The sequence below is a fragment of the Pseudomonas sp. NBRC 111138 genome (assembly GCF_001320835.1).
GTDB lineage: Bacteria > Pseudomonadota > Gammaproteobacteria > Pseudomonadales > Pseudomonadaceae > Aquipseudomonas > Aquipseudomonas paracarnis.
This window is the reverse complement of the sequence record NZ_BCBO01000076.1, coordinates 17911-42183: the sequence shown is the minus strand read 5'-3', so window position 1 is coordinate 42183 and position 24273 is coordinate 17911. Positions and strand designations below refer to the sequence as shown.

General features: G+C 59.0%; 34 protein-coding genes. 31 read left to right on the top strand and 3 right to left on the bottom strand.

The window, feature by feature from the left end; all coding sequences use genetic code 11:
- Positions 1 to 54 precede the first annotated feature (54 nt).
- From APH41_RS14205 to APH41_RS14180, 6 genes are all read left to right on the top strand, one after another.
- Positions 55 to 354 (top strand): hypothetical protein, encoded by a 300-nt coding sequence (locus APH41_RS14205; protein ID WP_054919617.1) that lies wholly within the window; start codon positions 55 to 57, stop codon positions 352 to 354.
- The gene (locus APH41_RS14200) at positions 354 to 899 is read left to right on the top strand and encodes a hypothetical protein (RefSeq protein ID WP_054919614.1); all 546 of its coding nucleotides are present in this window, start codon (positions 354 to 356) and stop codon (positions 897 to 899) included. Before APH41_RS14205 ends, APH41_RS14200 begins: the two co-directional genes overlap by 1 nt.
- Positions 900 to 1088: 189 nt before the next feature.
- Positions 1089 to 1406 carry an FxLYD domain-containing protein gene (locus APH41_RS14195; protein ID WP_054919613.1) on the top strand — a complete coding sequence of 106 codons (318 nt, stop codon included), beginning with the start codon at positions 1089 to 1091 and terminating at the stop codon, positions 1404 to 1406.
- Between the two features lie 195 nt (positions 1407 to 1601).
- The gene (locus APH41_RS14190; protein WP_054919612.1) at positions 1602 to 2114 is read left to right on the top strand and encodes an acyloxyacyl hydrolase; all 513 of its coding nucleotides are present in this window, start codon (positions 1602 to 1604) and stop codon (positions 2112 to 2114) included.
- 51 nt (positions 2115 to 2165) lie between these two features.
- A complete protein-coding gene (locus tag APH41_RS14185; RefSeq protein ID WP_054919611.1) occupies positions 2166 to 2402 on the top strand; it encodes a hypothetical protein in 237 nt (78 codons plus the stop codon).
- Positions 2403 to 2967: 565 nt separating this feature from the next.
- Positions 2968 to 3183, top strand: coding sequence for a hypothetical protein (locus tag APH41_RS14180; RefSeq protein WP_054919610.1), 216 nt, complete (start codon positions 2968 to 2970; stop codon positions 3181 to 3183).
- 96 nt (positions 3184 to 3279) lie between these two features.
- Here the strand turns inward: APH41_RS14180 and APH41_RS14175 are convergent, their stop codons facing one another.
- Together APH41_RS14175 and APH41_RS14170 are read right to left on the bottom strand one after the other, a co-directional pair.
- Entirely contained in the window at positions 3280 to 3708 is a 429-nt protein-coding gene (locus APH41_RS14175) for a type II toxin-antitoxin system HicB family antitoxin (protein WP_054919609.1), read from the bottom strand.
- A 53-nt stretch (positions 3709 to 3761) separates the two neighbouring features.
- Positions 3762 to 3941, bottom strand: a complete 180-nt coding sequence (locus tag APH41_RS14170) for a type II toxin-antitoxin system HicA family toxin (protein WP_054919606.1) — start codon at positions 3939 to 3941, stop codon at positions 3762 to 3764.
- Between the two features lie 88 nt (positions 3942 to 4029).
- Here APH41_RS14170 and APH41_RS14165 point away from each other — a divergent pair, with 88 nt between their 5' ends.
- The 3 genes from APH41_RS14165 to APH41_RS14155 are packed head-to-tail and all read left to right on the top strand — an operon-like array spanning position 4030 to position 4939.
- Complete coding sequence (locus APH41_RS14165; RefSeq protein WP_054919604.1) at positions 4030 to 4401, top strand: hypothetical protein; 372 nt, start codon at positions 4030 to 4032, stop codon at positions 4399 to 4401.
- The gene (locus tag APH41_RS14160; protein ID WP_054919601.1) at positions 4401 to 4751 is read left to right on the top strand and encodes a hypothetical protein; all 351 of its coding nucleotides are present in this window, start codon (positions 4401 to 4403) and stop codon (positions 4749 to 4751) included. The genes APH41_RS14165 and APH41_RS14160 overlap by 1 nt, the downstream gene beginning before the upstream one ends.
- Complete coding sequence (locus tag APH41_RS14155; protein ID WP_054919598.1) at positions 4748 to 4939, top strand: hypothetical protein; 192 nt, start codon at positions 4748 to 4750, stop codon at positions 4937 to 4939. Before APH41_RS14160 ends, APH41_RS14155 begins: the two co-directional genes overlap by 4 nt.
- 45 nt (positions 4940 to 4984) lie before the next feature.
- Here the strand turns inward: APH41_RS14155 and APH41_RS14150 are convergent, their stop codons facing one another.
- Positions 4985 to 5365, bottom strand: a complete 381-nt coding sequence (locus APH41_RS14150) for a hypothetical protein (RefSeq protein WP_054919596.1) — start codon at positions 5363 to 5365, stop codon at positions 4985 to 4987.
- Positions 5366 to 5444: 79 nt separating this feature from the next.
- On the opposite strand from APH41_RS14150, the gene APH41_RS14145 reads away from it, so the two are divergent.
- The 22 genes from APH41_RS14145 to APH41_RS14040 all read left to right on the top strand — a co-directional run bounded on the left by APH41_RS14145 (position 5445) and on the right by APH41_RS14040 (position 24267).
- A complete protein-coding gene (locus APH41_RS14145; protein ID WP_054919594.1) occupies positions 5445 to 5894 on the top strand; it encodes a hypothetical protein in 450 nt (149 codons plus the stop codon).
- A gap of 5 nt (positions 5895 to 5899) precedes the next feature.
- Positions 5900 to 6346, top strand: coding sequence for a structural protein P5 (locus APH41_RS14140; protein ID WP_054919696.1), 447 nt, complete (start codon positions 5900 to 5902; stop codon positions 6344 to 6346).
- Positions 6343 to 6798 (top strand): lysis protein, encoded by a 456-nt coding sequence (locus tag APH41_RS14135; protein ID WP_054919591.1) that lies wholly within the window; start codon positions 6343 to 6345, stop codon positions 6796 to 6798. Before APH41_RS14140 ends, APH41_RS14135 begins: the two co-directional genes overlap by 4 nt.
- Before the next feature lie 39 nt (positions 6799 to 6837).
- Entirely contained in the window at positions 6838 to 7401 is a 564-nt protein-coding gene (locus APH41_RS14130) for a hypothetical protein (protein WP_054919589.1), read from the top strand.
- Positions 7391 to 9073, top strand: a complete 1683-nt coding sequence (locus tag APH41_RS14125) for a hypothetical protein (RefSeq protein WP_054919586.1) — start codon at positions 7391 to 7393, stop codon at positions 9071 to 9073. Before APH41_RS14130 ends, APH41_RS14125 begins: the two co-directional genes overlap by 11 nt.
- On the top strand, positions 9070 to 9423 hold the full coding sequence (locus tag APH41_RS14120) for a hypothetical protein (protein WP_054919584.1): 354 nt from the start codon (positions 9070 to 9072) through the stop codon (positions 9421 to 9423). The genes APH41_RS14125 and APH41_RS14120 overlap by 4 nt, the downstream gene beginning before the upstream one ends.
- Complete coding sequence (locus tag APH41_RS14115; RefSeq protein ID WP_054919579.1) at positions 9416 to 11749, top strand: hypothetical protein; 2334 nt, start codon at positions 9416 to 9418, stop codon at positions 11747 to 11749. Before APH41_RS14120 ends, APH41_RS14115 begins: the two co-directional genes overlap by 8 nt.
- 188 nt (positions 11750 to 11937) lie before the next feature.
- Complete coding sequence (locus APH41_RS14110) at positions 11938 to 12879, top strand: hypothetical protein (RefSeq protein ID WP_054919577.1); 942 nt, start codon at positions 11938 to 11940, stop codon at positions 12877 to 12879.
- A gap of 47 nt (positions 12880 to 12926) precedes the next feature.
- A complete protein-coding gene (locus tag APH41_RS14105; protein ID WP_054919575.1) occupies positions 12927 to 13865 on the top strand; it encodes a hypothetical protein in 939 nt (312 codons plus the stop codon).
- A gap of 63 nt (positions 13866 to 13928) precedes the next feature.
- Positions 13929 to 14609 (top strand): hypothetical protein, encoded by a 681-nt coding sequence (locus tag APH41_RS14100; protein WP_054919573.1) that lies wholly within the window; start codon positions 13929 to 13931, stop codon positions 14607 to 14609.
- A gap of 3 nt (positions 14610 to 14612) precedes the next feature.
- The gene (locus APH41_RS14095) at positions 14613 to 15311 is read left to right on the top strand and encodes a DUF6682 family protein (protein WP_054919570.1); all 699 of its coding nucleotides are present in this window, start codon (positions 14613 to 14615) and stop codon (positions 15309 to 15311) included.
- Positions 15308 to 15853 (top strand): hypothetical protein, encoded by a 546-nt coding sequence (locus APH41_RS14090; protein WP_054919567.1) that lies wholly within the window; start codon positions 15308 to 15310, stop codon positions 15851 to 15853. Before APH41_RS14095 ends, APH41_RS14090 begins: the two co-directional genes overlap by 4 nt.
- Positions 15850 to 17466, top strand: a complete 1617-nt coding sequence (locus APH41_RS14085; protein ID WP_177333567.1) for a hypothetical protein — start codon at positions 15850 to 15852, stop codon at positions 17464 to 17466. Before APH41_RS14090 ends, APH41_RS14085 begins: the two co-directional genes overlap by 4 nt.
- Positions 17466 to 19229 (top strand): DUF1983 domain-containing protein, encoded by a 1764-nt coding sequence (locus tag APH41_RS14080; RefSeq protein ID WP_082430447.1) that lies wholly within the window; start codon positions 17466 to 17468, stop codon positions 19227 to 19229. The genes APH41_RS14085 and APH41_RS14080 overlap by 1 nt, the downstream gene beginning before the upstream one ends.
- Positions 19226 to 19501 carry a hypothetical protein gene (locus APH41_RS14075; protein ID WP_054919562.1) on the top strand — a complete coding sequence of 92 codons (276 nt, stop codon included), beginning with the start codon at positions 19226 to 19228 and terminating at the stop codon, positions 19499 to 19501. The genes APH41_RS14080 and APH41_RS14075 overlap by 4 nt, the downstream gene beginning before the upstream one ends.
- Positions 19498 to 20334: a hypothetical protein gene (locus tag APH41_RS14070; protein ID WP_054919560.1), complete on the top strand. Its 837-nt coding sequence runs from the start codon at positions 19498 to 19500 to the stop codon at positions 20332 to 20334. Before APH41_RS14075 ends, APH41_RS14070 begins: the two co-directional genes overlap by 4 nt.
- Before the next feature lie 17 nt (positions 20335 to 20351).
- Positions 20352 to 22172: an SGNH/GDSL hydrolase family protein gene (locus APH41_RS14065; protein ID WP_054919558.1), complete on the top strand. Its 1821-nt coding sequence runs from the start codon at positions 20352 to 20354 to the stop codon at positions 22170 to 22172.
- Positions 22173 to 22182: 10 nt separating this feature from the next.
- Positions 22183 to 22647 carry a hypothetical protein gene (locus APH41_RS14060; protein WP_156359054.1) on the top strand — a complete coding sequence of 155 codons (465 nt, stop codon included), beginning with the start codon at positions 22183 to 22185 and terminating at the stop codon, positions 22645 to 22647.
- On the top strand, positions 22644 to 23336 hold the full coding sequence (locus tag APH41_RS14055) for a hypothetical protein (protein ID WP_054919553.1): 693 nt from the start codon (positions 22644 to 22646) through the stop codon (positions 23334 to 23336). The genes APH41_RS14060 and APH41_RS14055 overlap by 4 nt, the downstream gene beginning before the upstream one ends.
- Entirely contained in the window at positions 23336 to 23752 is a 417-nt protein-coding gene (locus APH41_RS14050; protein WP_054919552.1) for a hypothetical protein, read from the top strand. Before APH41_RS14055 ends, APH41_RS14050 begins: the two co-directional genes overlap by 1 nt.
- A gap of 3 nt (positions 23753 to 23755) precedes the next feature.
- Complete coding sequence (locus APH41_RS14045) at positions 23756 to 24004, top strand: hypothetical protein (RefSeq protein WP_054919550.1); 249 nt, start codon at positions 23756 to 23758, stop codon at positions 24002 to 24004.
- A gap of 44 nt (positions 24005 to 24048) precedes the next feature.
- The gene (locus APH41_RS14040) at positions 24049 to 24267 is read left to right on the top strand and encodes a hypothetical protein (RefSeq protein WP_054919548.1); all 219 of its coding nucleotides are present in this window, start codon (positions 24049 to 24051) and stop codon (positions 24265 to 24267) included.
- Positions 24268 to 24273 lie beyond the last annotated feature (6 nt).

Below are 24273 nucleotides of genomic sequence, written 5' to 3'. Positions count from 1 at the left end.
CGCATCAGCAAATTGTGATTATGGAGGTTTATAAAAGCCTCGGGAGTGCCGCAAATGAGTAACGTAACGGCGGCATTGCCGCGCAAAAGTCTGCTGGATCATGAGCGCAAGTTTTTGAAGATTGCCGGGGAAGGCCTTGCCCAGGAGAAGGTTGGCGGTGCTGCTGCATTGGCCTGCCTTCTGGATATGGTCGCCAGCTGGCACGCCACCAGGGTCAACATCGAGTTCGGGGATTACTGCAAGCGCTGGGTGTCCGAAGGTAACGCCAAGAGCAAGTCTGCGGACAAGCTGTTGCGCAATATCCTCGGTTTGGATGACAACCCGCCGCCGCGCCGGATTCGGAGGGCTGCCTGATGAGCGTGTATCGAGACGCAGCGCATTGCATCAGCCGGGTGATGTCTATCGAGATCCACGACGGTACCAAGAAGGCGTCGTGGCAGCGCAAGTACAAGGCGACATTCGACGATGAACTGCTCACCGGATCGGTAAGCGACGAACTATCGCCGGAAGAGCGCCTGACGCAGGATTCGATGACCCGGTCTACCATCAAGCGAGAGCTGTCTGAGGTCCAGTGGCAGGCGCTGGTCGGCAAGTATTCGATCAACCAGAACGAGGTGAGAGATGCCGCCGCGTATTTAACACCCAGGGTTGTGAGCCCTGCTCATCAGCTGTTCAAGACCAAGTGCGTCATGGCATGGATGATTCCCGAGCGCCGCAACGGACTGCCCTCGTCGTTCTACGTGCTCCATAGCTGGGATGCTGACGGCACGCCTGAGAGAACCTTGCGCCGCTGGCGTTCGATTACCAAGGCTTGGCTCGATGGCCAGGTTACGGCCGCACACTTCGCGGTTGAGGCCCTGCTCGAAGAGCGCGGCCTGTTGTGTCGGGAGGCGGCTTGACAGTGGCCGAATGACCGCGTAGATTTCGAACCTGCGGTTTGGTGTATCACAGGATGACAGCCAAACAAAGAAAACCCGGCCATTGCGTCGGGTTTTTTTATGGCAGTTTAAGCTCGTGCTTTTGCCATAGTTGACAGCGCTCATGGGACTGGGCAAAGGTTGAGCTCTATCCAAAATGGAGCACTACCGATGCGAAAGATCCTCGCAATTGCAGCACTTCTCATCTCCACAGCTGTAATTTCTGAAGACCGGGTAACATTGTCTAATATCCATGCAGGTACAGCGCCGGAAGGATACAACGCGGTGATGGGCATGGCTCACAACAACACGAATGCTCCATTGGGTTCTGTGTTTGTGAAATTCAAGCTCTATGACGCGGCCGGTAACGTCATCGGCAACACAATTGCACACGGTTCGGATATTGGCCCGGGGGAAAATTGGAAGTTTTCTGCACCTACGGCAATGCCCTTTGCTCAAGCAAAGCTCAGCAGCGTAGAGATCTACTGATTATGCTTTCCGAAAGCCCGGCCAAGCGCCGGGTTTTTTATTGGGAAAATTCTGCATTCTAGCGTGCCCGTTTTTTTGCCATTAATGATGACATAAGCGCCATCCAGGTCTTTTTTGAGAACCATTTGATGGCACATTGATTCATAGTGCCGTAGGCAGGTTTTTGATCTTTTCTCAGAACTTAATGGTCACAAAATGAAGAAAATACTCCTTCCGGCTTTGCTGTTTTGCGCGGTTTCTTACGGCGCTCAAGCGGCGGAACTTTCTGGCGCTCTCGGCGCTACGAGCCAAGGTGGTTTGACTGCTCGTACTGCCCTGGGATTCAACTGGGACAAGGCTTGGTTGGAAAGCTCTACAGGTAAGCTGACCGGTTATTGGGACTTGGGTTACACATACTGGGAGTCTGGGAAAGAGGCTGGCGCTCGCCACTCTATATCCTTCTCCCCAGTGTTCGTTTACGAGTTTGGTCATGGCGACATCAAACCATTTATCGAAGCTGGGATTGGCGTGGCAGTGTTCTCCGGGACTACGGCCGGTGACCAGAAGTTTGGGTCGTCCTTCAATTTCGAGGATCGCATTGGTGCTGGGCTGAAGTTCGGTGATACGCAGCGGGTGGGTATTCGCGCGACTCACTACTCCAACGCAGGCATCAAAGAGCCCAACGATGGCATCGAGTCATATGCGCTTTTCTACAGCCACATGATATGAATTCCATGAGAACCTGGCACCTGCTGGGTTCTCATTGAAGTGGAGGCTGGAATGGATTTAGGGCATCTCCAGGACGCGATTGAAAGCATCGAAGCGCAGGAGGCGCCCATGAAGGTAATTCTGATTAAATTGAGTCCGGAGTTTCTCGACCGATTAATACGATCCAGTCTTGCCAATTACTACCTTTTCGTTTCAGCGACCTATCCGGACACTGTTCAGCGGGTTCTGCTCGGCAAACCCTACGAGATCCACGAGCAAGCTGAAGATTACAAGCTTGATATCGCTTAAAACGCTTTCAAAAGCGTTCTTCGTTCCCTGCGCAGTTCTGCGCAGTGAGTGCGCACCTGCGCAACTTGCGCAAAAGCAGAAGCGACGAGGGTTGTGCGTAGTTTGCAGGTGATTGGAATTGCGCATATTGCGCAGCTGAAGCTCGATTGTTTTATGCAGGTTATCGCCCAGGCAGCTGGGCTAAGTCGGTAGAGGCGTCGTCTAATCCCGTGCGGACAATGGGCGGCTACGCGATGAGAGGGCAGGGTACGTGACCCGGCGATCTGCCCCACCAGAGCTGGAGAGTTGCGCCAGCCACCTGCACCCATTCAAGAGCCCCGCCATCGTGCGGGGTTTTGCGTTTCTGGAAGGCGGCGCCAAGTGGTAGGCAAGCCGGTTTGAACCCGGTGTTGCTGGAAACGGTAGGGGTTCGACTCCTCCGCATTCCGCCAATCAACGAGTTTTATGTGGGTGAATGCTCAAGGATGAGCAGAGGCCGGATCAGCAGCATGGATCGCGTCCGGTTGCCCGCGCCTATTCGCTTTATTCGGGATAGTCCCCGTCAGCAAACTCAGTAGGTGAAACCATGCCATATGTAGTGATCCCTCAGCCTTTTCCCAACTCGCCGCTGCAGACCCAGTTCGCGACCGAGGATGAGGCGAACGCCCGTGCTGAACAGATGGTCCAGCAGGCGCCCAAGCAGCCCGTGTATGTCGCGGAGCTGAAAACGATGTACCAAGGCTCAGTGACCGTCACCACCGCGGCGGCAGTTGCTCAGCCACTGAATCCCGAACAGGGGTGATTGCACCGCCACGCCGTGAGGCGTTGCAGCGACGTGCCGTATCGTCGAGATGACGACACACAAGCACAAACCGCCAGGGTTCGCCCTGGCACCTATTCAGGCTGCCTCAACAGACACCGACAGGCGTTTACCGAGTGCGGCCAAGGCGTTTTCCAGCTGCTCCATCTTCGATGTGTGCAGGAAGTCGACCAGGCGATCGCCCTGGGCCTGGTGAACGCCCAGCAACCGGCACAAGTCGGCCTTGCGCATATCCCGATCCATCATCGAATTCCACAGGGCGATCTTTGCCACGGTCACCGCTGGTAAGTGGATGACGTGTTCGCCGGCCTGGGGTGCTGATGCCGCTGGAATCGCTCGGCGCTCGTCGACGTAGATGGATAGCGCACTCTCAATCGCGTCCTGCGCTTCACGGATCGCGTGTTCTTTGTCGTCGCCGTAGCTGTTCAGCTCTGGCAGGTCACGGCAGAACACGGCCAGGCCGGGAGCGCTGTCGTCCTGCTCAAAGCGGATTGCGTAGTTGTACATGGTCACTCCTTTGGAGGTGATCGCTCAGCGTGCAGATGTGGTGAAGGGGCTCATCAGAGCCCCAGTTGTTTAATGATCGCCTTGCGGGTCGGTTCGGGCATTTCCTTGCTTCCGTGATCCGCGAAGGTGGTCCTGTTGCCGTTTGGGGCGATTACTTTGAAGTGGCTTCCCTTGCCAGCTTCGAAGGTCACCCCTTGGGCCTTCAACCATCGTCTGAACTCGCTGAACTTCATCACCTCGCCTCGTTGTTGGGGTGAGTTTATTCTACAACACTTTTGTTTTAACACAACACTTATGTTGTATTTTCATTTGGAGAGACGGATGGACCCAAACGACCTCGGCCCAGGGACGCTCGCGTGGCTGAGTGGTACGGGCACCGTAGTGCTTGGTGGCTTGCTCTGGCTGAGGAAGTTCCTCTCCAAAGACGCGACCGACCGGGCAATGGATAACGCCGACATCGGCACCGTGCGCCGGCTGAATGAGCTGCTCGACACCGAGCGCGCCCGGGCCAACGCCGCCGAGGCCAGAGCCGACCAGTTCGCGAAAGAGCGCAACGAGCTCGCCGCAGCAGTAGGGCGCATGGAAGGCAAAATCGAGGCGCTCACCAGCCAAGTCGGCCAACTTACCGAGCGCGTCACGCTGCAGAGCGAAGAGATCCACCGCCTGCGCACGAAGCTGGGAGACGACAACTAATGGACAGATGCGCAATGGAGTTCATCGCCCGTCACTGGTGGCGTCGGGTTGAAGGATGGCTGATTGCCCTCGTGCTGGTAGCCGGAGGCGCGACCCTGGGCTGGCAAGCCGGCGTGTGGTCAACCACTGCCGAACACACCAAGCAACTCACCGAGGTGCGCGCCGCCTACGACGCAGCCCTGGGCAAGCGTGATCTGCGGCTGACCAACCTGGCAGAGAAGACCCAGGACGCAGCAGTGAAGGTGCAAGAGGCATCCCACACCGCCGTTCAGGCAGCTGACACGGCCAGCAAAGCAGCAGACAAAGCAGGTGAGGCTCTGACGCGGGCACAGACTGAGGAACGACCATGATCGAGCTGACTGACCACAACGGGTACAGCCACTACTTTGCCCCCAGCGCCATCGCTCATGTGCAAGAGACCTCAACCAGCACGCAATACCGGGGCATCCACGCAATTGTCCGCACCTTTGACGGTCGCGAGACAGAGGTGCGGGAGTCTGCCCAATCCATCGTCAGCAAGATCAGGCAGCCGAGCTGAATTCCGCGCCACGTTCTCGAATGCGCCAAATCGTGGCGCGGATATTTATTCAGATGGCGGTACTGATTCCCAGTAGATGACGATCTCCGAATAACCGTTCTTCAAGAGAGCCGCACGCTTTTCTTCTGTAGTGGTGAGGCCTCTGTCCGACGTTGGAAGTTTGTCTTCCTCGAAGAAGTAGATGACGTCTTCGTCCTCGGCAAAGTGAGCAGGAGCCTCGCTCTTGTGCGATGCGCCATTCAGCTTGTAGTTGATGTCCGCCAACAGCGCACGGCCATTTTCCAAGTCATCGAGAACAGCGATAGCGGTGGGCTCGTAATCCCACCGTAGATGACGAATGGGTCCGGTTTCATCGTGGATTTGGTAAAGAGGCCCTAAGCCCTTGTACCAGTCTGGGCGCGATTCTTCGAGTCTGTATTTCGACACGCTGCGTGCTCCTTGCTTTGAATGATCCTCATGAATACCGGCACCGAGCCAGCATTACAACCCCGGAGCGTTACTGACTATGACGACCATTGCCTACAAAGACGGCGTAATCGCCTATGACGGCCGCCAGGTCCGTAACGATCGCATCGTCTCCGACAACGCACCGAAGTGCCTGGTTGTGGATGGTGTCAGCTTCTTCCTGGCAGGCGCCGTATGTGACGAAAAGGCGTTGATTGCCGCCTACTTCGGCACTCCCTCGAAGGTGCCGGTCGAGTGTTCAGGCTATGTCGTCGACGGCGGCAAGCTGTTGATGATCGGTCACGACGACACGACCGGGGTATGGAAACAGGATCTTGATCCAGCGAACCCGGACGCCATGGGCAGCGGCGCTCCATACGCCTTGGCTGCAATGGATATGGGGGCAAGCGCGGAGGAGGCGGTGCGTGCCGCAATGAAGCGGGACATCTACACGGGCGGCATGGTCCGCACCGTCACCATTGCTCCAGTGGAGCCGAGGGCTATCCCATGACCACGATCACTACGCCTCGCGGCGTGCGCAACAACAACCCCGGCAACATCGACTACAACCCGCGCAATGCCTGGCAAGGGCAGCTTGGTCTGGAAGTCGGCGTACCATCCCCACGGTTTGCACGCTTTGACACCCCAGAGAACGGCATCCGCGCCCTGGGCAAGCTGCTGATCAACTATCGCGGCAAGGACGGTATGCCCGGCGTGGGCGGCCCAGGCATCGACACCGTGCGTGAAACCATCACCAGGTGGGCACCAGGCAATGAGAACAACACCGAGGCCTACATTGCGGCCGTGGCTCGACGTATGGGCGTGAGTGCCAATGACGTGATCGACGTCCGGAAGCCGGCAACGCTGGGCGTAATGGTGTCCAGCATCATCGCCCATGAATGCGCAGGGTTCGCTTATCCAGAGGCCGTTTTAGCGGAAGGGCTCCGCCGAGCGTTGTCATGATCCGCTATCTGATCGCAGCCCTGATCGGCTGCCTGATCATCATTTACGGCGGCTATCAGCGCATCCAGTCTCAGTCTGAGGACTTGGCCACCGCCGAATCCCTGGTCACGACCCTGAACAAAGCAGCCGATTCTCGCCGGAATACTCAGCGACTGCTGGCCCAGCTCGACACCGACCACACAAAGGAGTTGGAGAATGCCCAAGCCGATAATCAGCGTCTTCGCACTGCTGTTGGTACTGGCGCTCGCCGGTTGTCAGTCGAAGCCACCTGTCCCGCAGTGGGAGCCACCACCGCCACCTCCGGCCTGGGTCATGAAAAAGCGCGAGCCGAACTTGACCCAGCGGCTGGAGAAAGAATTGTCGCCATCGCCAACGACGGTGACGAAGGATTGATCGCCCTGCGCGCGGCACAGGACTACATCAACACCTTCTGCCAGGCACCAAGGCAGTAAGCGCAGCACACCCCCGATACTCACGCTAAGGAAGCGCTCATGGCTGCTAAATGTGATTGGGCAGCCGTCGAGAGGGATTATCGGACGGGCTGCTATACGAACCGCGAGCTGGGCCGGCGGCACAATGTGTCGGAAAGCTCAATCCGTAACCGTGCCGACAAGTATGAATGGCAGAAAGATCTGTCTGAGATGATCCGTCAGCGTGTCAGGGAGAAGACCGGGCGCGCCGCCGCTGCTGCTGTGGCAGAGGCAACCAACGACGCCGAGATCGTCGAGCAGGCCGCCGAGGCCGGTGCCCAACTGGTACGCGGCCACCAGGTGGTGATTGCCAGAACCCGCGATATCACTCAGCAGTATGTCGAGCGCATTCATGAGCAGGTCGCCGCCGGCAAGATCACTGTCATGACCCAGAAGGGTGAGCCGGTCGAGATCGACATCCCGCTGGACTACGTCGGCAAGAGCATCGGCCACGCCACGCAGTCCTTGGAGCGGCTGATCAAGCTCGAACGCCAGGCCCACGGCCTGGACACCGACAAAGAACGGGAAAGCACAGGCAAATCCCTTGAGGATCTGCTGGCTGAGGCAGCTGGTGATGGGGAATGAAACTGACCGCCAGCGCCTGGTGCGTGAGGGTGACGAGCTAATCGCCCTACACCTCGCCAAGCAGCTCAAGGGCAAGGCTTTACTGTTGAAGGCCCTGAGCAACAAGTGGTACAGGCTCAACGCGCTGTACAAGATCAAGGATAAGAACGGCAAGGTTCAGCGCTTCAAGCCGAACCAACAGCAGCGCGAGCGGTTCCTCAACGAGCATAACCGCGACATCATCCTCAAGGCCCGGCAGCTGGGCTTTACCACCTTTGAGATGATCGACGCGCTCGACGATTGCCTATTCACCAGGAACTACAGCGCCGGCTGCATCTGCCACACGCTGCCGGATGCCAAGGAGATCTACCGCAACAAGATCAGGTTTGCCTACGAAAAGCTTTCAGGCGACCCGGCCTGGTCGGCGATCTTCAAGCTGATCGGCATGCGCCTGCCAGTACCGCGCAGTGACAAGGACCAAGGCTACATCTTCGATAATGGCTCAAGCATCCAGGTGTCGACCTCGTTCCGGGGCGGCACGCTCCAGCGCCTGCATGTGTCGGAGTTCGGCAAGATCTGCAAGCTGAGCCCGGACAAGGCCCAGGAAATCGTCACCGGTGCGTTTGAGGCCGTGGGCCTGGGCAACCGGGTCACCATTGAAAGCACCGCCGAGGGCCGCGAAGGCTACTTCTTCACCTACTGCGAGTTGGCCAGGGCCATTAAAGACGCCGGCCGCACGCCGACGGTGATGGATTGGCAGTTCCACTTCTTCCCCTGGTTCAAAGACCCCACGTATCGCCTGGAGGCATTCGACCAGGTGGTGGTGCCGCAGTGGTTGCAGGAGTACTTCGCCGAGCTGGCAGCCAAACACGGAATCCGCCTCGACCGCGCCCAGCAAGCCTGGTACGCCAAAAAGGCCGAAGCGCTCCACGACGACATGAAGCGCGAATACCCAGCCACGCCTGACGAAGCTTTCGACCAAGGCATCAAGGGTGCTTACTACCTCACGCAGATGCGTTTCCTGCGGCAACAGGGCCGGATCACCAAGGCGGTGACCCGAAACCCTACGTTGCCGGTTTTCACTGCCTGGGACTTGGGCATGGGGGACGCTATGTCCATCGTGCTGTTCCAGGTGGTGGGCCGCCAGGTGCACATCATCGATTACATCGAGCATTCCGGCGAGGGCATGGAGTACTACGGCGATCTGCTCAAAAAGCTGGGTTATTCCTACGGTGCCCACTACGCCCCGCACGACATCGTTGTGCGCGAGATCGGTACAGGGAAGTCCCGGATCGACGTGGCAAAGCAATACGGGATTACGTTTCAGATCGTCCCACGCGTCTCCCGCAACAGCGAGGGCGTGCAGGCGGTGCGTAACTTCCTGCCGCTGTGCTGGTTCGCCGAGGACGAGCAAGACACCCGCGCGTCGACTGGCGATGCCGATACAGGCAAGCCAAGAACCGCAGGCGTATCAAGGCTGATCGACTGCATCGACAACTACCGGAAAGAGTGGGATCTGAGGTTGGGCGTGTATAAGGATCAGCCACGTCACGACTGGGCGAGCCACGGGGCCAAGGCATTCGAAACCCTGGCACGCTGCGGAGTCTTCGAGGCAACGGCAGGGGCAATCCCCGCAGCGCCAACAACATCAAACACGGATCGAGCCCGACGCAACTGGAGCGCGCACACATGACCACTATGTTTATTGAATGGAAGCAGGTCGCCGACGTCATAGCCCGCCTGGTTGCCCCGCTCACCGTCCAGAGCTTTCAGCTACGTCGAGACATTGGCTTGGTCCAAGTCGACGCGGTAGAAATCAAGGAGCCGGATGGCGGACACCCTGCAGTTCGGGTGCAGTTCGAGATGGCTCACGACCTGGGCGTGACACTCAACGTCAAGTTGGCCGAGTTTGCGGCCGACCCCGTCAACTACATGCAGGATCTGCTGGCCAACCTGCGGAAGCTGGAGCACGGCGCGAAACTGCGCCGCTCCGGCCGACAGGCTGAAATCAACAACGTTCATGAGGCAATGATCCATGGCTGAATTAGGTTTGCTGCAATTCAGGAGCGCCGCAGACCTGCATGCTGATGAAGTCGCCGCTGAGGAGCAGGCGCTGCAAAGCCGGCGCGCTCTACAGGTGCAGTCGTCTTTGGCGGCGCACATCCGTCGGTGTTTCGAGTCTGCCAAAAACGCCAAGCGTGAAATCGATGATCGGCTGCTGGACTGCGCGCGGCGCCAGAAAGGAAAGCATGAGGAGACGAAGCTCCAGGCGATCCGGGAGGCTGGCGGCAGCGAGATTTACCCAAAGCTGACCACCACCAAGTGCCGCGCTGGCGCTTCCTGGATTCGTGACATCCTGATCCCGGTCAATGGACACCCATGGGGGCTAGATCCAACGCCGGTGGCGGATATCCCGCCCGAGTTTCTTGCTGCATTTCAGCAGAAGCTCGCCCAGCAGATGATGCAGGCCCAGCAGGCCCAGCAGGGGGAGCAGGGGCAAGATGCGCCGCCACAGACGATGCCTGACCCAGCCGAGCTGGAAGCGAAGCTGCGTGAGCTCATCCAGGAGAAGGCCAAGGAGGCGAGCGAGGCGCATGAAACGCTTATCGCCGACCAATTGGCCGAGGGAGGCTGGGAAACCGCGCTCGAGGAGTTCATCGACGACTTCACCATCTACCCGGCGGCATTTGTTAAAGGGCCATTGCTTCAACGTGTGCCGCAGATTGCCTGGGGCCAAAATTGGCAGATGATCGAAACGGAGGAGATTCAACCCCTTTTTCACCGGGTTTCGCCCTTCGACATGTATCCGTCGCCAGATTCGACGAACACCGATGACGGTGCATTCATCATCGAGCGCGAACGCTACACACGGTCGCGCCTCAACGCGCTCACTGGTGTTCCCGGCTACAGCGACAACGCGGTTCGTGCCGTGCTTGCCGAGCATGGTCAAGGCGGCCTGCGTGAATGGCTCGCAACTGATTCGCAGCGCGCGCGGCTTGAGGACAAGGCCGGCGACTGGATGATCAATAACGGGGAAACCATCGAGGGGCTGCACTATTGGGGCGGAGCCCAGGGGCTGATGCTACTGCAGTGGGGCATTGATCCATCCCAGGTGCCGGACGTGCTTGATGAGTACCAAGTTGATGCGATCCTGATCGGCAATCACGTTATCCGGTGCGTGTTCAACCGCAACCCTCTGGGCGGCCGGCCATATCACAAGGCGTCGTTCCAGATCGTGCCTGGCTCGTTCTGGGGGATGTCGATTCCTGAGTTGATGAGTGATGTGCAGGACTTCTGCGGCTCAACAGCCCGGGCACAGGCCAACAACATGGCGTTTGCCAGCGGCCCGCAGGTGGAAGTTGATGAAGACCGCTTGCAGCCGGGTGAAAACCCAAACGAGATGTATCCGCTGAAACGCTGGCGGGTGAAAAGCGGCCAGACGGCAGGACTGCAGGGAGGGGCGACGTCACCGGTGATTCGCTTTTACCAGCCGGTCAGCATGGCTGGTGAGCTTCAAGCGGTCTATGACTCATGGGAGAAGCGCGCGGACGACGCGACGAATATCCCGCGATACATCTACGGCGCCGAAAAAGTCGGTGGCGCAGGCAACACAGCCAGCGGTCTATCGATGCTGATGGAGTCGGCCAACAAGGGTATCAAGGACGCGATCCGCCACATCGACCGTGGAGTGGTTCGCCGTGTCGTCGAAGCGCTGTGGTTGTTCAACATGCGGTACTCCGATAACAACGCAATCAAGGGCGACTGCAAAGTCGTGGCCCGGGGCGCAAACGCGATGCTACAGCGCGAGCAAACGCTGAACGCGCGCACTCAGTTCCTGAGCTTCACCAACAACCCGACCGACATGCAGATCCTCGGCCTTGAAGGTAGGGCCGCAATCTTGCGCAAGGTCGCCGAAAGCTTGGATATGCCAGGGCTGATCCCGACGAAAGCCGAGATGAAGGCCCGGGAGGAGCAGCAGCAGGCGCAGCAGGCCCAACAGCAGCAACAGCAAGCCGCTGCGGTGGGGCAGCAGGTCGAAGCGGAAACCGAGAAAACCGCTGCCCAAACAGCTGAACTGACCGCGAAGGCCGAGAAAACCCGTGCTGAGGCCCAGCGCCTCGGTATGAGCAACGGTGCCGTGGTCGCCCAACTTCAACATGCAGGTGGCGGAGCCAATGAAACCCAGCAACCAACAGTGGCAAGCCCTGGTCAACCTGACCAACAGCCCGGAATGGAAGCACCTCAAGGAGATACTGAGCAGCCATTTGATGGAGGCGCAGCAGAGCCTGGAGGGGGTGAACAACCTGGAGGGTTTATTCAGGGCTCAGGGCAGGGCGAGCCTGGCCAGGGAGCTGATCAAGACGTTTGAAGAATCCCGCGAGATGCTTGAGCGAATCCAGGCAAGCATCTCGCGGCCTATCCAGTAGCTACAGAAAAAGCCGCCCAACTTGAGGCGGTTTTTTTGTGGCCACTCTCCGGTCATTTGGCCAAGTGCCCGGAACCAGTAGCACACCAGAAGCCCGGACCTGCCGGCTCTACCCAAGGAGAATACGATCAATGAGCACGCTACCCCGCAACGTACAGGCGCAAATCGATGAAGCAACGGCTATTCAGGAAGCGCTGAATAAGCCCGCCGAGAACCCCGCACCAGATGCGGCTCCGGCAGCAGATCCAAATGCGCCGGTGATCTCAGACCAACAAGCACCAGCCAAAACGGACCCGGCCCCCGCCGCCCGTAACGATGGTGCTGATTACTGGGAGCAACGCTTCAAGGTCATGCAAGGGAAATACAACGCTGAAGTACCCGCGTTGCAACAGGAAGTGTCCCGACTGACCGCAGAACTGGCGAAAGCGCAGCAGCCCGCAGGCAATGCGGTGCAGCGAGCAGTGTCGGATCTGACCCCCGAGGAAATTGAGAGCTACGGGCCGGACCTCATAGCACTTATCCAGCGAGTGGCTGGTGGCCAGGCTTCTGGCGCCAATCCCGCAGAGTTGGAATCGATTAAAACCGAACTCGAAGGGCTGAAGCATAAAACCCAGAAAAGCGAGCAGGAAAAAGCCGAGCAAGCGCAGGAAGAGTTCTTCCGGCAACTGATTCAGCGCATTCCTGACGCTGTTGAGATCAACGGATTGCCCGCGTTCCATGAGTGGCTCAGCCACATGGACACGTTCACCGGCAAAGAGCGGCAGCAGCTTTTGATCGAGGCCCAGACAGCCAACGACGCATACCGCGTCGCCGCGCTGTTCCAAGCCTTCAAAGACGCGCAGCCCGCACCGGCAGCACCGAACCCAGATCGCACCATCCCACCGGAAAACGTTCAGCCACGCTCCACTCGCACCGATCCTACGCCGCCGGCGGAGGGTAAGTGGTGGAGCAATGCTGAAATCAACGAGTTCTACAAGGATGTGGCGCTGGGCAAGCGGTACACGAAAGCCGAGGCGACTGCGATTGAACAGGACATCTCAGACGCGGTAGCAAACGGTCGCATTTCGCGATAGCACGCGCTCTGTAACGCCGCGAGGCGTCAGGAAATAGGAGCAACACCATGGCAGGTCCAGCACGCGCCCCAGGGCATCCAAACTACAGCTCCACCAGTGCATCGGGTTTCATCCCGGCGCTCTGGTCCGGCAAGTTGGTTCAGAAGCTGTATGCCGCAACCGTATTCGGTGAGATCGCAAACACCGACTATGAGGGCGAAATCAAGAATCAAGGCGACACCATCAACATCCGCACCGTACCGTCGATTGTCATCAAGGACTACGTGATCGGCGGCGGCGTTACTTACGAAAAGCCGGTAAGTGACAAGGTGCAGCTGCAGATTGACCAGGGCAAGTACTTCGCGTTCGAGGTGAACGACGTCGATGCTTACCAGGCCGATATCAAACTCATGGATGAGTTCAGCACCGACGGCGGTGAGCAGATGAAGGTGGCTATCGACACCCAGCTGCTGAACCGCCACTACGCCGACGCTGCAGCGGCCAATCGCGGCGACAACGCCGGCGCCAAGTCTGGCGGCATCAACCTCGGCAAAGCTGGCGCGCCTGTGCAGATCACCAAGGAAAACATCCTGGATGTGTTGGTGGACTGCGGCACCGTTCTCGACGAGCAAAACGTTCCCGAGCAAGGCCGCTGGGTGGTTCTGCCCGCCTGGATGAACGGCATGCTGAAAAAGTCCGATTTGCGCGACGCCAGCATTATGGGCGATTCCACTTCGGTCTTCCGCAACGGCAAGGTCGGCATGCTCGATCGTTTCACCGTGTTCATCAGCAACAACACCACAGCAGTGGATGATGTCGCGGCCACCAAGAAGGCCAGCAACGTGATGTTCGGTCACAAGAAAGGCCTCACCTTTGCCAGCCAGATGACCCAAATGGAAACCCTGCCTAACCCGAACGACTTCGGCAAGCTCGTTCGTGGTTTGAACGTGTTCGGTTCCGGCGTCATCGACCCGAAAGCGATCGGCAACCTGTACTGCAGCCGCTGATCACCCTCATCTCCACACCATAAGCGGCCGCCTGGCCGCTTTTTGCTTTTCTCGGAGAAAACCATGATTCGCGAATTGATTGAAAAGGCAAAAACAGCCGACAAAGACGGCTTGCTTGAAATGCTCAAAGACCTGGGCTTGAAGGCTGACCAACGCAAAAGCGAGGACACACTTCGCTCCGAATTGCTCGCAGGGCTCGAGAAGGCCCTGGCTGATGAAGCTGACGACGAAAGCGCGCCGAACCCTGATCTGGCGCCTGGCAATGCCGGCACTGCTGGGCTCGCTGATCCCAAGACCACCGGCGATCCTGACGTCGACACTGACTCCGCTGCGCGCGGGGTATCGGGCGATGGTGCTGATCAAGCGTCGGAGGGCGACCAACCAGCCGGCGACGACGCAGCTGCCCAAAGTGCCGCTGTTGAAACTGTGCAGGTCGCTGCCGACCCTGGCCCCGGGCGTCACATCGGGCCGGTCACCTTGAACGGCGAAGATGGCCAGCTGTACATCCCGCAGGCGCTCGTCGATGAGATGAGCATCCCTGGTATCAACATGAAGTTGGTGGCAGGCGACCCGCCAACAGCCACTGCTTTGGCCGAGGCCCAGGCGCCTGATCTCGACGACGTCGACGAGGAGGAGCGTTCGGTGCCGGTTACCGGCAATCGTCTGTTGCGCAACACCAGGACCGGCTGCGAGTTCGTATGGACTACCGAGCTGGCGAAACTTTCCTACATGCAAGAGGTGTAAACCGTGGCCGTGACGACTGTAGGCAACATCCTGACCCGCGCCAAAAAGATCCTGCAGGAAGTCACATCCAACGGCACGCGGTGGGCTAACACCGAGCTGCTGGATTGGCTGAACGAAGGGTATGCGGCAATTTGCAACATCAAGCCCAATGCCAGTTCTGTCACGGCCGAAATTACTTGCGCCCCGGGCACCAGGCAATCCATCCCCGAGGGCGGCCTGCGCCTGCTGGAGGTGGTGCGCAACATCACCCCCGCGGGCGGTGGGCTGAGTGTGATTCTCACGACCCGAGGCGCTATCGACTCAACCAGGCGACGGTGGCACGCCGAGCAGCAGGTCGAGGAGATTGAGCAGTACATCTTCGACGAGGCGGCACCGCGCCAGTTTTATGTCTACCCGCCGGCAATGGCCACCAGCAAACTGGAGATCATCTACTCGTCGGTGCCAGACCCGCACGCCCAGGCGATGGCCACCGACTCCGCTGCTGAAAAGATCCGCCTGGATGACTCGTTTGCGCCGGTGCTGGTGGATTACATCCTCTCCAGGGCCTACGCGAAAGACGCCGAACACGCGGCCAACCTCAACCGCGCAACGATGCACTTCCAGATGTTCCAGGCTACCCTGGGTATGAAAGTGCAGACAGATCGCATGCTTGGGCCTCTGCCGGTCGCCGCCACGTCCCAACAACAGGTACCGCAGCAATGAACGTGAGCCAGCTGGTCGACCAGATCCTGCCAAACGTGCCGGGGGTGGTAATCGCCTCTATCCGTGACGGTGTGGCCTGGGCGCTGCGCGAGCTGTGCACAGAGGTGCCGGCTTGGAAAGTCAGAATCCAGCTGTCCGATGGTGAGCAGCAGATCACCGCCGGGCCTGGCCTGGAGCCTATCCGCATCCAGGCGCTGTATCAGGACGGCCGGCCTGCCTATTGCCAGGTGTTCCAGCCTTCGCCGGACACGGTAATTGTCACCGGTGGGCCTTCGGGACTGACCGCTGATGTGGTCGTGCGGCCCACGTTTGGCTCCTCTTTGGCGGTGCCCCCGGACTGGCTGCTGGACCGTTACTGTGAGGCGTTGATGCTCGGCGCCCAGTACTGGCTGCGCAAGATGCCCGAGAAACCCTGGTCCGATATGCAGCGCGCCCTGATGGATCAGGCAGCGTTCTATGCCCTCTGCACAAATGCCCGATCTGAGGCGCTCGCCGGCCACCAGTCCGGCAGCATAAGGATGAAAACACCGAGGTTTCCATGACATCGATTGCGATCACGTCTTTCAAGGGCGAGTTGCCAGCGCTGACCCCGCGTCTTTTGCAGCCGACCAACGCCCAGGCGGCCCGCAACGTCAATCTGCGCAAGGGGTCGCTGCGGGCTGAAAATGCGCCGCTGCCCGTGCTTGGGATTGGCGGCGTGATCAATCCGTCATCCATCTACCGGTACCCATTCGGTAACAACGGCGCCGGGTTCTGGTTTGCCTGGGGCGATGGCCAGCAGGTCAATGCAGCAAAAAGCCCGCTCGCGAAGGATGCTTGGTCGCGGGTGTACTGGACCGGCGACTCTTTTCCCAAGATGGCCCCCATCGGTGTCGCCACTCAGGGCGCAGGGCCGTACCCATCCGGGTTTTATCGGCTGGGCATCCCTGCTCCGGTCAGCGCGCCATTGGTGACAGAGCCAGCCGGCGGTGAAGCACCGCCCACCACCACCGTGGGCGCGACGTATGTGGTGACCTATGTCTCAGCCTATGGCGAAGAAGGGCCACCTAGCCCTGCGTCGAACATCATCAACCGCTGGGACGGTGCGGGCGACCAGTTGCCTGGGAAAGTCAACGTTCAACTGCCGCCGTCGCCCAACGGGCCGTACAACATCGTCACCAAGCGGCTCTACCGGTCGGAAAGCGGCGGTGAATTCCTGTATTTGGCTGACTTCCCTGTGGCCCAGGGCAGTTGGGTGGACGACATGAACAGCGATGAGCTGGGTATTGCCTGCCCGTCGCTCAGCTGGGATATGCCAGATCCGGCGATGGTCGGCCTGGTCGAGATGCCAAACGGCATATTTGCCGGGTTTTTCGACAACACGCTGTGCTTTTGCGAGCCGTATCACCCGCACGCCTGGCCGGTTGATTACCAAATTTCCTTTCCTGACAAAATAGTCGGGATCGGCGTCACCACCGCCGGGCTGGTGGTTGCCACCACCGGACGTCCGCGACTGGTCACCGGCACAACGCCTGCGGCGATGAGCGCTGCTGACCCGGATGCAGACCGTGTGTGCGTGTCGAGGGGGTCGGTGGTCGATATGGGCGAGTACGTAGTCTATGCGTCGACTGAGGGGCTGGTGGCGGTGTCCGGCGGAGAGCCGCAGCTGATCACCGACGGGGTGCTAACGCCGGAGCAGTGGCAAGCGCTGAATCCCGCATCGATCCATGCCTGCCGATACGAAGGCCGTTATCTGGCGTTTTACGATGGCGGGTGCTTTGCCCTGGCCCCGGGCGAGGGTATTGAGTTCATTGACGCCAAGGCGGCCAACTCCTACTACGACATTGCGGCCTCCACTCTGTATCTGATCCAGGGCAGCACGATTGCCAAGTGGCGAGGCGGGCCGCCGATGACCTACCGATGGCGCTCGAAGGTATTCGAGTTTCCACCTGGTTCGGCGAATTTCAGCTGCGGAAAGGTGGTGGCGGCGGCGTTTCCGGTCCAGTTCCGGGTGATCGCCGATGGCACCACTGCGCTCGACGCCGAAATTGGCAGTAACCAGATGTTCAGGCTGCCGCCGGGTTTCGCGGATGCGCGCGAATGGCAGGTGGAAGCGTCCGGCTCGACCGAAGTTTTCTCTATCCAAATTGCGAACACACCCTCTGAGTTGACCTAATGACGACAAAACGCTCAAGCCTTCCTGCACCCAGCAGCAAGGTTTCGGCGGAGTTGCGCCCGTTTTTTAGTGCTCTGACTGAGATCATTGAGACGGGCGAGGGGAATCGCGGGAATGGCCTCGACAAGAAGCTGACCTACCGGGATTTGCTGGAAAGCGGTGCGTTCACGCTCCGGCCAGGCTGGAAGCCAGGTGGTAACGGCGGTTTGGTTCCAAGCCCAGGCGTACCAGACCGAGCAATACCACCGGCCCCTGTAGGGTTCCAAGGCGTCGGCGTATTCGGCATGAACACGCTGACCTGGGACAATCCCTACAAGCTCTATCGAAACCACTCACTGACCAACATTTACCGCAGTGAAACCGATAACTTCGGCCAGTCGACGCTGATCAGTCGAGCCACGGGCATGATGTACAGCGACCCGGTGCGCGGGGATGCGGTTGATCCCAATGATCCGAAAAAGGGCAAGGTGTACTTTTACTGGATCACCTGGGTTTCCACCTCCGGCATCGAAGGGCCGCCCAATAGTCCAGCCGGTACCGCAGTCGAGGCGATGCTCGATATCGAGTACCTGCTCAAACTGATCACCAGCCAGACCAATCAGAGCGAACTCGCGAAAGCGCTGGCGAAAGCCATTGACCTTGATGGGTTGAATAAAACAATAGCAATGCTGGATGCCGCGGCGCAGTCGGCAAGGCTACTGACGTCGGCAGAGCGATTCCTGCGGGACGACGAAAACGTCCAGATCCGCCGGCAAATCACGGATATGCGGGTGCAAACCGGCAGCGATATCAAAGCTGCAATTACCCAGTTACAGGAGGTTATCACCTCCGACCAGCAGGCTATTGCGCACCAGATCGACCTGATGGAGGCCAGCATAGGCGAAAACTCTGTCGATATCGTTACTGAGCGCACCGCCCGGATCAACCTACAGGAGGCTGCTACCCAGGCGCTGACCGGCATGTCCTCTCGGCTTGAAACGGCTGAGTCTGTGCTGGTGCAATACAGCGAGACTTTCTCCAACGCCCTGCAAACCCAAGCCCGCAATATGGAAAGCTTGGTGTCGCGAATGGACACCACGGCTGCGCAGTACCTGAGCGACCAGCAGACTATCGCCACTGAGTTTGAAGCCACAGCGAGAGCAATCACATCGCTGCAAACCAACCTCAACGACCAATCAGCAGCTATTGAGCAAACCCTGAGCACCCACTCGTCGGCGCTTGAAGGCTTGTCGGCTCAATACACACTCAGACTTGATGTGAACGGCCTGATCAGCGGGTTCGGCGCCTATAACAATGGCACTGTCGCGGACTTCGCCATCCTGGCCAACCGCTTCTGGGTCGCCACGCCAGGTGCGAACGGGCCGAACTATGTGAACCCGTTCACCATTGACGGTGAGAAGGTTTACATCAACACGCTGCTGGTTAGGGAGGCATCCATCCAGCAGGCGCAGATCGGGCCTATCAGCATTGGGAAGCTCACGGCCAATGACGGTTTTACCCCTGTCACCACCGTTGGCGGTCAACTGCGCGCCGACGCCATCGACGTAGCAAACATCACCATCGGGTTCGGCCAGGTGTATGGGCAACTCGTCAGCTCTCAAATTGGGGCGGGCGGGCTGCCGCGGTTCGTAATCGATCCCCAGGCCGGGATATTCATGAACGGTCTGGTGGGTGGCACGCGCATGGTTATGACGGACCAGTACCAGCACTGGTACGACGCCGCCGGCGGTTTGCGCATTGAAATCGGGGAGATGATGGTATGACGTCGATTATTCGCTGCCGCGATGCGAATCAGCGGGTCACGTTCGACAGCACAGTCCGAACCATTCGCAAAATGGAGTCGATTCGGACGCAAAACAACGTAGGGGGCAGCCTCGACCTGACCCCCTATGACGGCCTAAAGCTGGATATAAGCCTGATGCCCGCGGAGAACGTAGGATTGTCACCGGTTCCTCTGGTGGTGATCAACGGCAATACGTTGACGTGGTCGGCTGCTCCAGTGTCGTGCTTCCTGATACTGGGAATTTCTTCATGAGCATCGGCTTCAGGGTCACCAATGATTGGGGAAACCTTGCTGTCGATGAGAACAATCCGATTTTCATTGCGGTCGATGAAGGCGCAGGACACATCGACAATGGTGGCTGGACGGACGTCCGTCTCTACAAAGACAAGGACGGCATCCCGCCTGTAGCCATTTTTTTCGAGTACACCTTTTACGGGGTGTCCACCAGTCCGACCCCGCCGCTTGTATTCGCTCGACCTCGCAATGTTGCCTCCCAGGTGAATACGGTTATCGGCTATATCGCAGCAAAGGGCGCACCTGGGGCCTGGACGGGGGTGGTGGTCGCTTTCACCATCACCAATCTTCCTGGCAACCCACAGAACCATGCTGATCTGTACCCGTTGCTCCGGGCCTACATGTGTGAGTTCTTGGTCGTTTTCTCCGGTGGCTATATCAGCGGTGAAACCCATGGTGTGCGGGTTTGGGCGCCGGGTTCAACGACGGTGGTGTTCGATTCCGGCAACAACGCTGTCAGTTACAAGCGGTCCAGCGGCGTCTGGAACTACGACCATCGAGACCAGGTGCTAAGCGACCAGTATTTGGAAGCCTGGATCGGGTCGGACACCTTCGGCGCGCGCAACGAGTGGATGCTGGTCAGTTCCATCGGTACCGGCTATTTCATGCGGTACAACGGCGAAGTGGCCGGTAGCAGGTTGATCATCCCTGGATTGATTGGCGATCCAGTGCTTCGCCAGATCCTTACCGGCCGCTCAGGAACGCTGATTCATATGCCCTTTCTTTTTATCGAAACCCGAAGGCCAATCGACGAGGGCATCGTCCTGCCGCCCGGCCCGGGCCCCGCGTAAATTCTTTAGGAATAATTATGGCTAAGACTCATATCTACCGCGCTGGGACGGTCAGTATCGCCGCGGGCGCATTAATTGCGACAGGCGCCGGCACCGCCTGGCTTTCGAATGCTGCGAGGGGCGATGTGCTGGTTATCCCGAGCGGCCAATGCTTCGAACTTGTGACAGTCGAGACCGACAACCGTGTCACGCTCGACGCTGCTCCGGCGGCGGCTGTCAACGGCGCGCCGTACGTTCTGCTACGGTTTGCCACCTCTCAAAACGTCAGAGACCTGCTTGAGAAGGTTGAGGAGTTCTTGAAGGACCGGCAGATCAGCCTGGCGGAGTTTGCTGACTGGGCCACTGGGACAGCGACTGGCGGACCAAACAATGACGGTAAATACCCACTCACTGATCGCTACGGCACCGTCACCATGGCCGCGTGTCCAGCCAGGCTGGCAGTTATCGCAGGTTCAGGTGGTGGGGGTGGTGGCGGTGGCACCGGGACGGTTAAGCAACTCAATGACGTCGTTCCTGATGAAAACGGCAAGCTTACAGTTACTGCGGGCGACGTTGGCGCTGCCACTGCGGAGCAGGGTGCTCGAGCGGACGGCGCGGTGCAGAAAGCACTGGCTCGGCTCTATAAACCGCTACTGACCGATGTGCTGGTGCTGGGAGATAGCCGCGCCTTCCAGTGTACAAAGGGCAACGTAGGGTTCACCGACTGGGCCGTCTCCGAGACTGGCGGCCTGGCAGTGTTTCCCCTGGCCTTGAACAAAGGTATTGACGGGAACACCACGTCGCAAATGCTGGCCCGCCTACAAACCGACGTGATTGCAAATAGCAGCGCCTTCGACGTGATGGTGCACTTTGGTACCGGCAACGACCGGATTCATGGAATGAGCCTGGACCAAACGATTCGCAACCTTGAGTACTTTTATGCCGCGCTGCTCAAGCGGGGCAAGGTAGTGATTGCCATTGCTGAAACCCCGGTAATTGGCGCGAACGTCGGGCTACCACCCCAGCAAACCGCCAACCATTTTGCGGTGCATAACTGGTACCTCAACGTCGCGCCGGGCCTGGGCGTCATCGTGGTGAACCCATGGGATGAGATGGTTGATCCGGCGTCTGGCTCAAACTTCTGGCCCAAGGAAGGCATGACCGGTGACGGCTTGCACCCGACCCCGATGGGCGCCCGGATCATCGGGCGAAAGGTGGGAGAAGCCTTGAAAAGGCTGTTTACTTATCCCGCTATCCTTCCGACGTCGAATGTTGCGTTCGACGCTGCGCTGGTGCCCGGCGGTAGCCTGATCCCGAATTCGCTTCTGACCGGCACGAACGGTTTGCTGGGGGATGGCAGCAACGCCACCGGCCAGCTGGCTTCGTCGTGCACCCTGTTGGGCTCGGATCTCAACGGCCTGGCCGTGGCGGCTTCGAAAGAGGCCGCAGATGTTGGATTCAAGCAGGTCTTGCGGATTACCGGGATGCCCAGCGGAACCACACCGACCCTGACCTTTGAACAATCGGTGGACGTGTCGAAGGTGGCGGCAGGGCAGCGACTGCGCGCTGTGGCCGGCTGGGAGTTCATCAGCGTGAACACCAGCGTGCTGCAGGTTGCCCTGCAAATCGTCGCGGTGAGTGCGAGCGGTACCACCATTGCCCAAATCGGGCAGAACCAGGAGCTCGTCAACGCAATGCCAATTGGGACCATCGCCGGCACCCTCGTCACGCAGACGCTGACCATTGCCGAGGTGCCCACCAGCCTAAAGGTCCGTCTGTCCATCATCTGCAAGAGCGGTACCGGGCAGGACGCAACGATCAAACTTCGTCAGGTAGACCTGGCACGAATCTTCGCGTGAGGGCTTATCAATGAGTGAAACACAAGAGCAAATGCTCGCCAGGGTGCTCCAGGGTAATCCCGATGCGATCGCGTTCTGCGAAACGCTTTTCGCTATTTCCCAGACCCTGGATGACATCGTGGACGGTGATAAGCCGCTCACTACCAATGACGTGTACCAGGCTTTCTGGCTGGCGCTGATCGAATTGCCCATCAACCCTTTCTACCGGCACTTCGAGCACTTCGTGCGCCCGCTCATGGCAGGGGCTCTTCAAGACTGGCGCGATAGCGTCACCCTCGAGCGAGACGGCGACCACCACGGCCGCAGCCTGGCCTTTGTCCTGCGCGACCAGCTTACCGGTCTGGTGGTGCAGTGCGCGTACCTCATCGGCGGGAGCGCCTGGATGGCAGAGGTTTCCGCCGGCATTCGTCGGTTTTTCCATGACGAGACCTTTTCTGCCTACAACCAGGAACTGATCAAAGGAGTTGCACGATGAGCGGCGGCGGAAAGAAAGCGGACAACTCGGTACAGGATACCCCTGAGCAGAAATTCGCGGCCCAGGTGGCGGCGGAAAAGTGGAACTACGCGCAGGAACGGCTGGCGCCCGTCGAAAACGCGTACATGAAGCGCGTGGATGACATGGATTCCGCCGGCAGCATGGCCTACGTGCGCGGTAAATCGAACGCAGGCACCCAACAGGCCCTGGCGTCGGGCCTGAAGCAGGTCGACCAAGGCATGGCCCAGCAGTACGGACTGAATCCAAACAGCGGCCGTTCCGTCGGTGCCCAGGCCGATCTCGCCGCAAGCGTGGGGGCGGCGGGCGGCGATACCATGGCCCGTGCACAGTTCGAACAGAAAGGACAGAAAATCGCCGGGCTCAGCAGTGTGGCGGCCATCGGCCAGGGGCAATCGTCTCAAGCTCAGGCGGGTTTGAACACCGTAGCCAACCAGGCAGCTCAAGATGCCCAAGCTGCCGCTTTCACCAGCTTCAACCGTAAATCGGCGAACCTGCAGCTCGCTGGCGCGGCCATGGGCGCCGTGGCAGGCGGTGTTGCATACGGTCTCAACAATATGGGCCCGGCAAAGACAACCGTTACAAATTCCACGGTTCTCAACCCCAAAGGGCTGAGCGGAAATATCTATGACAGCGCCACCGGGGGCGCCAATTTCGGGAGCTACACATAATGCCTTATTACGTCGATCCGAATGCGGCGTTCGCCGGAAAACAGGGTGCTTCCACGGTCCTGGGGCAGTTGAGTCGGTCCCAGTGGGACGACTGGAAGGCCCGTTTTCAGCCCTACGTCGACAAGCTGGCCAACATCGCCACCAGCGAGTCTTTCGCCGGTGAGCAGGCGGCGACCGCTTCGAACGCGGTTAACAAAACCTTCGATAGCGCGAGCCAGGGCCTGCAGATGCAGCAGCAGGGCATGGGTTTGATGCTGACGCCCGCCCAGCAAGCCGCGCAGGACAGGAAAATGCAGCTGGGTCGTGCTGCTGCAACCGTTGATGCGAGCAATAACGCCCGTGTTTCGGCGCGCGATCTGCAAGAGCAAATCATGGCCGGCGGCATGGGTCTCAGCGGATTGAAACCGGGGAATTAAATCATGGGATATGGACTGATCGGACTGAAACAGGAAATGCAGGGGGAGGCCATGCAAGGCCTCTCACAGCTATCTCAGCAGCAGCAACAGGCAAAACTGGCCGAAGATCAGATGAACCAACAGAACAAGGCCAATACCCAATCAAGTCAGGTGGGAATGGCCACCACGGGAGCGATGGCAGGTTCTGCCTTTGGTCCGGTGGGTACGGCTATCGGTGCTGGTATTGGATTTCTTGCAGGATCGTTCATGTAGATAGCTGCGCTACACTCGAATCTTTAATTCTTCGAGAACCGCTCATGGAACTTGCGCTCTGGATTATCGCCATCTTGCTTTTCCTCATTTACCTGCTGCTCCGTCAGGCGGTACAACTGCTGAGGAAAGACCTACCTAAGCTGATCAGGGTCGCCTCAGACTTAAATGTTGAGCGATTAGATCAGGTTGCTGAGCGGGTAGAGGATGTGCGCGGAAGCATCGATTCCCTCGCTTTGAACAGCTCGCATCAACTGGAGCGGTGATCACAA

Coding starts and splice junctions, on each gene's coding strand:
- APH41_RS14085 (WP_177333567.1), top strand. CDS start 15,850: ATGACATCGATTGCGATCACGTCTTTCAAGGGCGAGTTGCCAGCGCTG.
- APH41_RS14155 (WP_054919598.1), top strand. CDS start 4,748: ATGATCGAGCTGACTGACCACAACGGGTACAGCCACTACTTTGCCCCC.
- APH41_RS14175 (WP_054919609.1), bottom strand. CDS start 3,708: ATGTACAACTACGCAATCCGCTTTGAGCAGGACGACAGCGCTCCCGGC.
- APH41_RS14105 (WP_054919575.1), top strand. CDS start 12,927: ATGGCAGGTCCAGCACGCGCCCCAGGGCATCCAAACTACAGCTCCACC.
- APH41_RS14045 (WP_054919550.1), top strand. CDS start 23,756: ATGGGATATGGACTGATCGGACTGAAACAGGAAATGCAGGGGGAGGCC.
- APH41_RS14185 (WP_054919611.1), top strand. CDS start 2,166: ATGGATTTAGGGCATCTCCAGGACGCGATTGAAAGCATCGAAGCGCAG.
- APH41_RS14205 (WP_054919617.1), top strand. CDS start 55: ATGAGTAACGTAACGGCGGCATTGCCGCGCAAAAGTCTGCTGGATCAT.
- APH41_RS14160 (WP_054919601.1), top strand. CDS start 4,401: ATGGACAGATGCGCAATGGAGTTCATCGCCCGTCACTGGTGGCGTCGG.
- APH41_RS14090 (WP_054919567.1), top strand. CDS start 15,308: ATGAACGTGAGCCAGCTGGTCGACCAGATCCTGCCAAACGTGCCGGGG.
- APH41_RS14145 (WP_054919594.1), top strand. CDS start 5,445: ATGACGACCATTGCCTACAAAGACGGCGTAATCGCCTATGACGGCCGC.
- APH41_RS14170 (WP_054919606.1), bottom strand. CDS start 3,941: ATGAAGTTCAGCGAGTTCAGACGATGGTTGAAGGCCCAAGGGGTGACC.
- APH41_RS14120 (WP_054919584.1), top strand. CDS start 9,070: ATGACCACTATGTTTATTGAATGGAAGCAGGTCGCCGACGTCATAGCC.
- APH41_RS14040 (WP_054919548.1), top strand. CDS start 24,049: ATGGAACTTGCGCTCTGGATTATCGCCATCTTGCTTTTCCTCATTTAC.
- APH41_RS14080 (WP_082430447.1), top strand. CDS start 17,466: ATGACGACAAAACGCTCAAGCCTTCCTGCACCCAGCAGCAAGGTTTCG.
- APH41_RS14200 (WP_054919614.1), top strand. CDS start 354: ATGAGCGTGTATCGAGACGCAGCGCATTGCATCAGCCGGGTGATGTCT.
- APH41_RS14135 (WP_054919591.1), top strand. CDS start 6,343: ATGATCCGCTATCTGATCGCAGCCCTGATCGGCTGCCTGATCATCATT.
- APH41_RS14130 (WP_054919589.1), top strand. CDS start 6,838: ATGGCTGCTAAATGTGATTGGGCAGCCGTCGAGAGGGATTATCGGACG.
- APH41_RS14165 (WP_054919604.1), top strand. CDS start 4,030: ATGGACCCAAACGACCTCGGCCCAGGGACGCTCGCGTGGCTGAGTGGT.
- APH41_RS14180 (WP_054919610.1), top strand. CDS start 2,968: ATGCCATATGTAGTGATCCCTCAGCCTTTTCCCAACTCGCCGCTGCAG.
- APH41_RS14195 (WP_054919613.1), top strand. CDS start 1,089: ATGCGAAAGATCCTCGCAATTGCAGCACTTCTCATCTCCACAGCTGTA.
- APH41_RS14125 (WP_054919586.1), top strand. CDS start 7,391: ATGGGGAATGAAACTGACCGCCAGCGCCTGGTGCGTGAGGGTGACGAG.
- APH41_RS14110 (WP_054919577.1), top strand. CDS start 11,938: ATGAGCACGCTACCCCGCAACGTACAGGCGCAAATCGATGAAGCAACG.
- APH41_RS14190 (WP_054919612.1), top strand. CDS start 1,602: ATGAAGAAAATACTCCTTCCGGCTTTGCTGTTTTGCGCGGTTTCTTAC.
- APH41_RS14065 (WP_054919558.1), top strand. CDS start 20,352: ATGGCTAAGACTCATATCTACCGCGCTGGGACGGTCAGTATCGCCGCG.
- APH41_RS14075 (WP_054919562.1), top strand. CDS start 19,226: ATGACGTCGATTATTCGCTGCCGCGATGCGAATCAGCGGGTCACGTTC.
- APH41_RS14055 (WP_054919553.1), top strand. CDS start 22,644: ATGAGCGGCGGCGGAAAGAAAGCGGACAACTCGGTACAGGATACCCCT.
- APH41_RS14060 (WP_156359054.1), top strand. CDS start 22,183: ATGAGTGAAACACAAGAGCAAATGCTCGCCAGGGTGCTCCAGGGTAAT.
- APH41_RS14050 (WP_054919552.1), top strand. CDS start 23,336: ATGCCTTATTACGTCGATCCGAATGCGGCGTTCGCCGGAAAACAGGGT.
- APH41_RS14115 (WP_054919579.1), top strand. CDS start 9,416: ATGGCTGAATTAGGTTTGCTGCAATTCAGGAGCGCCGCAGACCTGCAT.
- APH41_RS14070 (WP_054919560.1), top strand. CDS start 19,498: ATGAGCATCGGCTTCAGGGTCACCAATGATTGGGGAAACCTTGCTGTC.
- APH41_RS14100 (WP_054919573.1), top strand. CDS start 13,929: ATGATTCGCGAATTGATTGAAAAGGCAAAAACAGCCGACAAAGACGGC.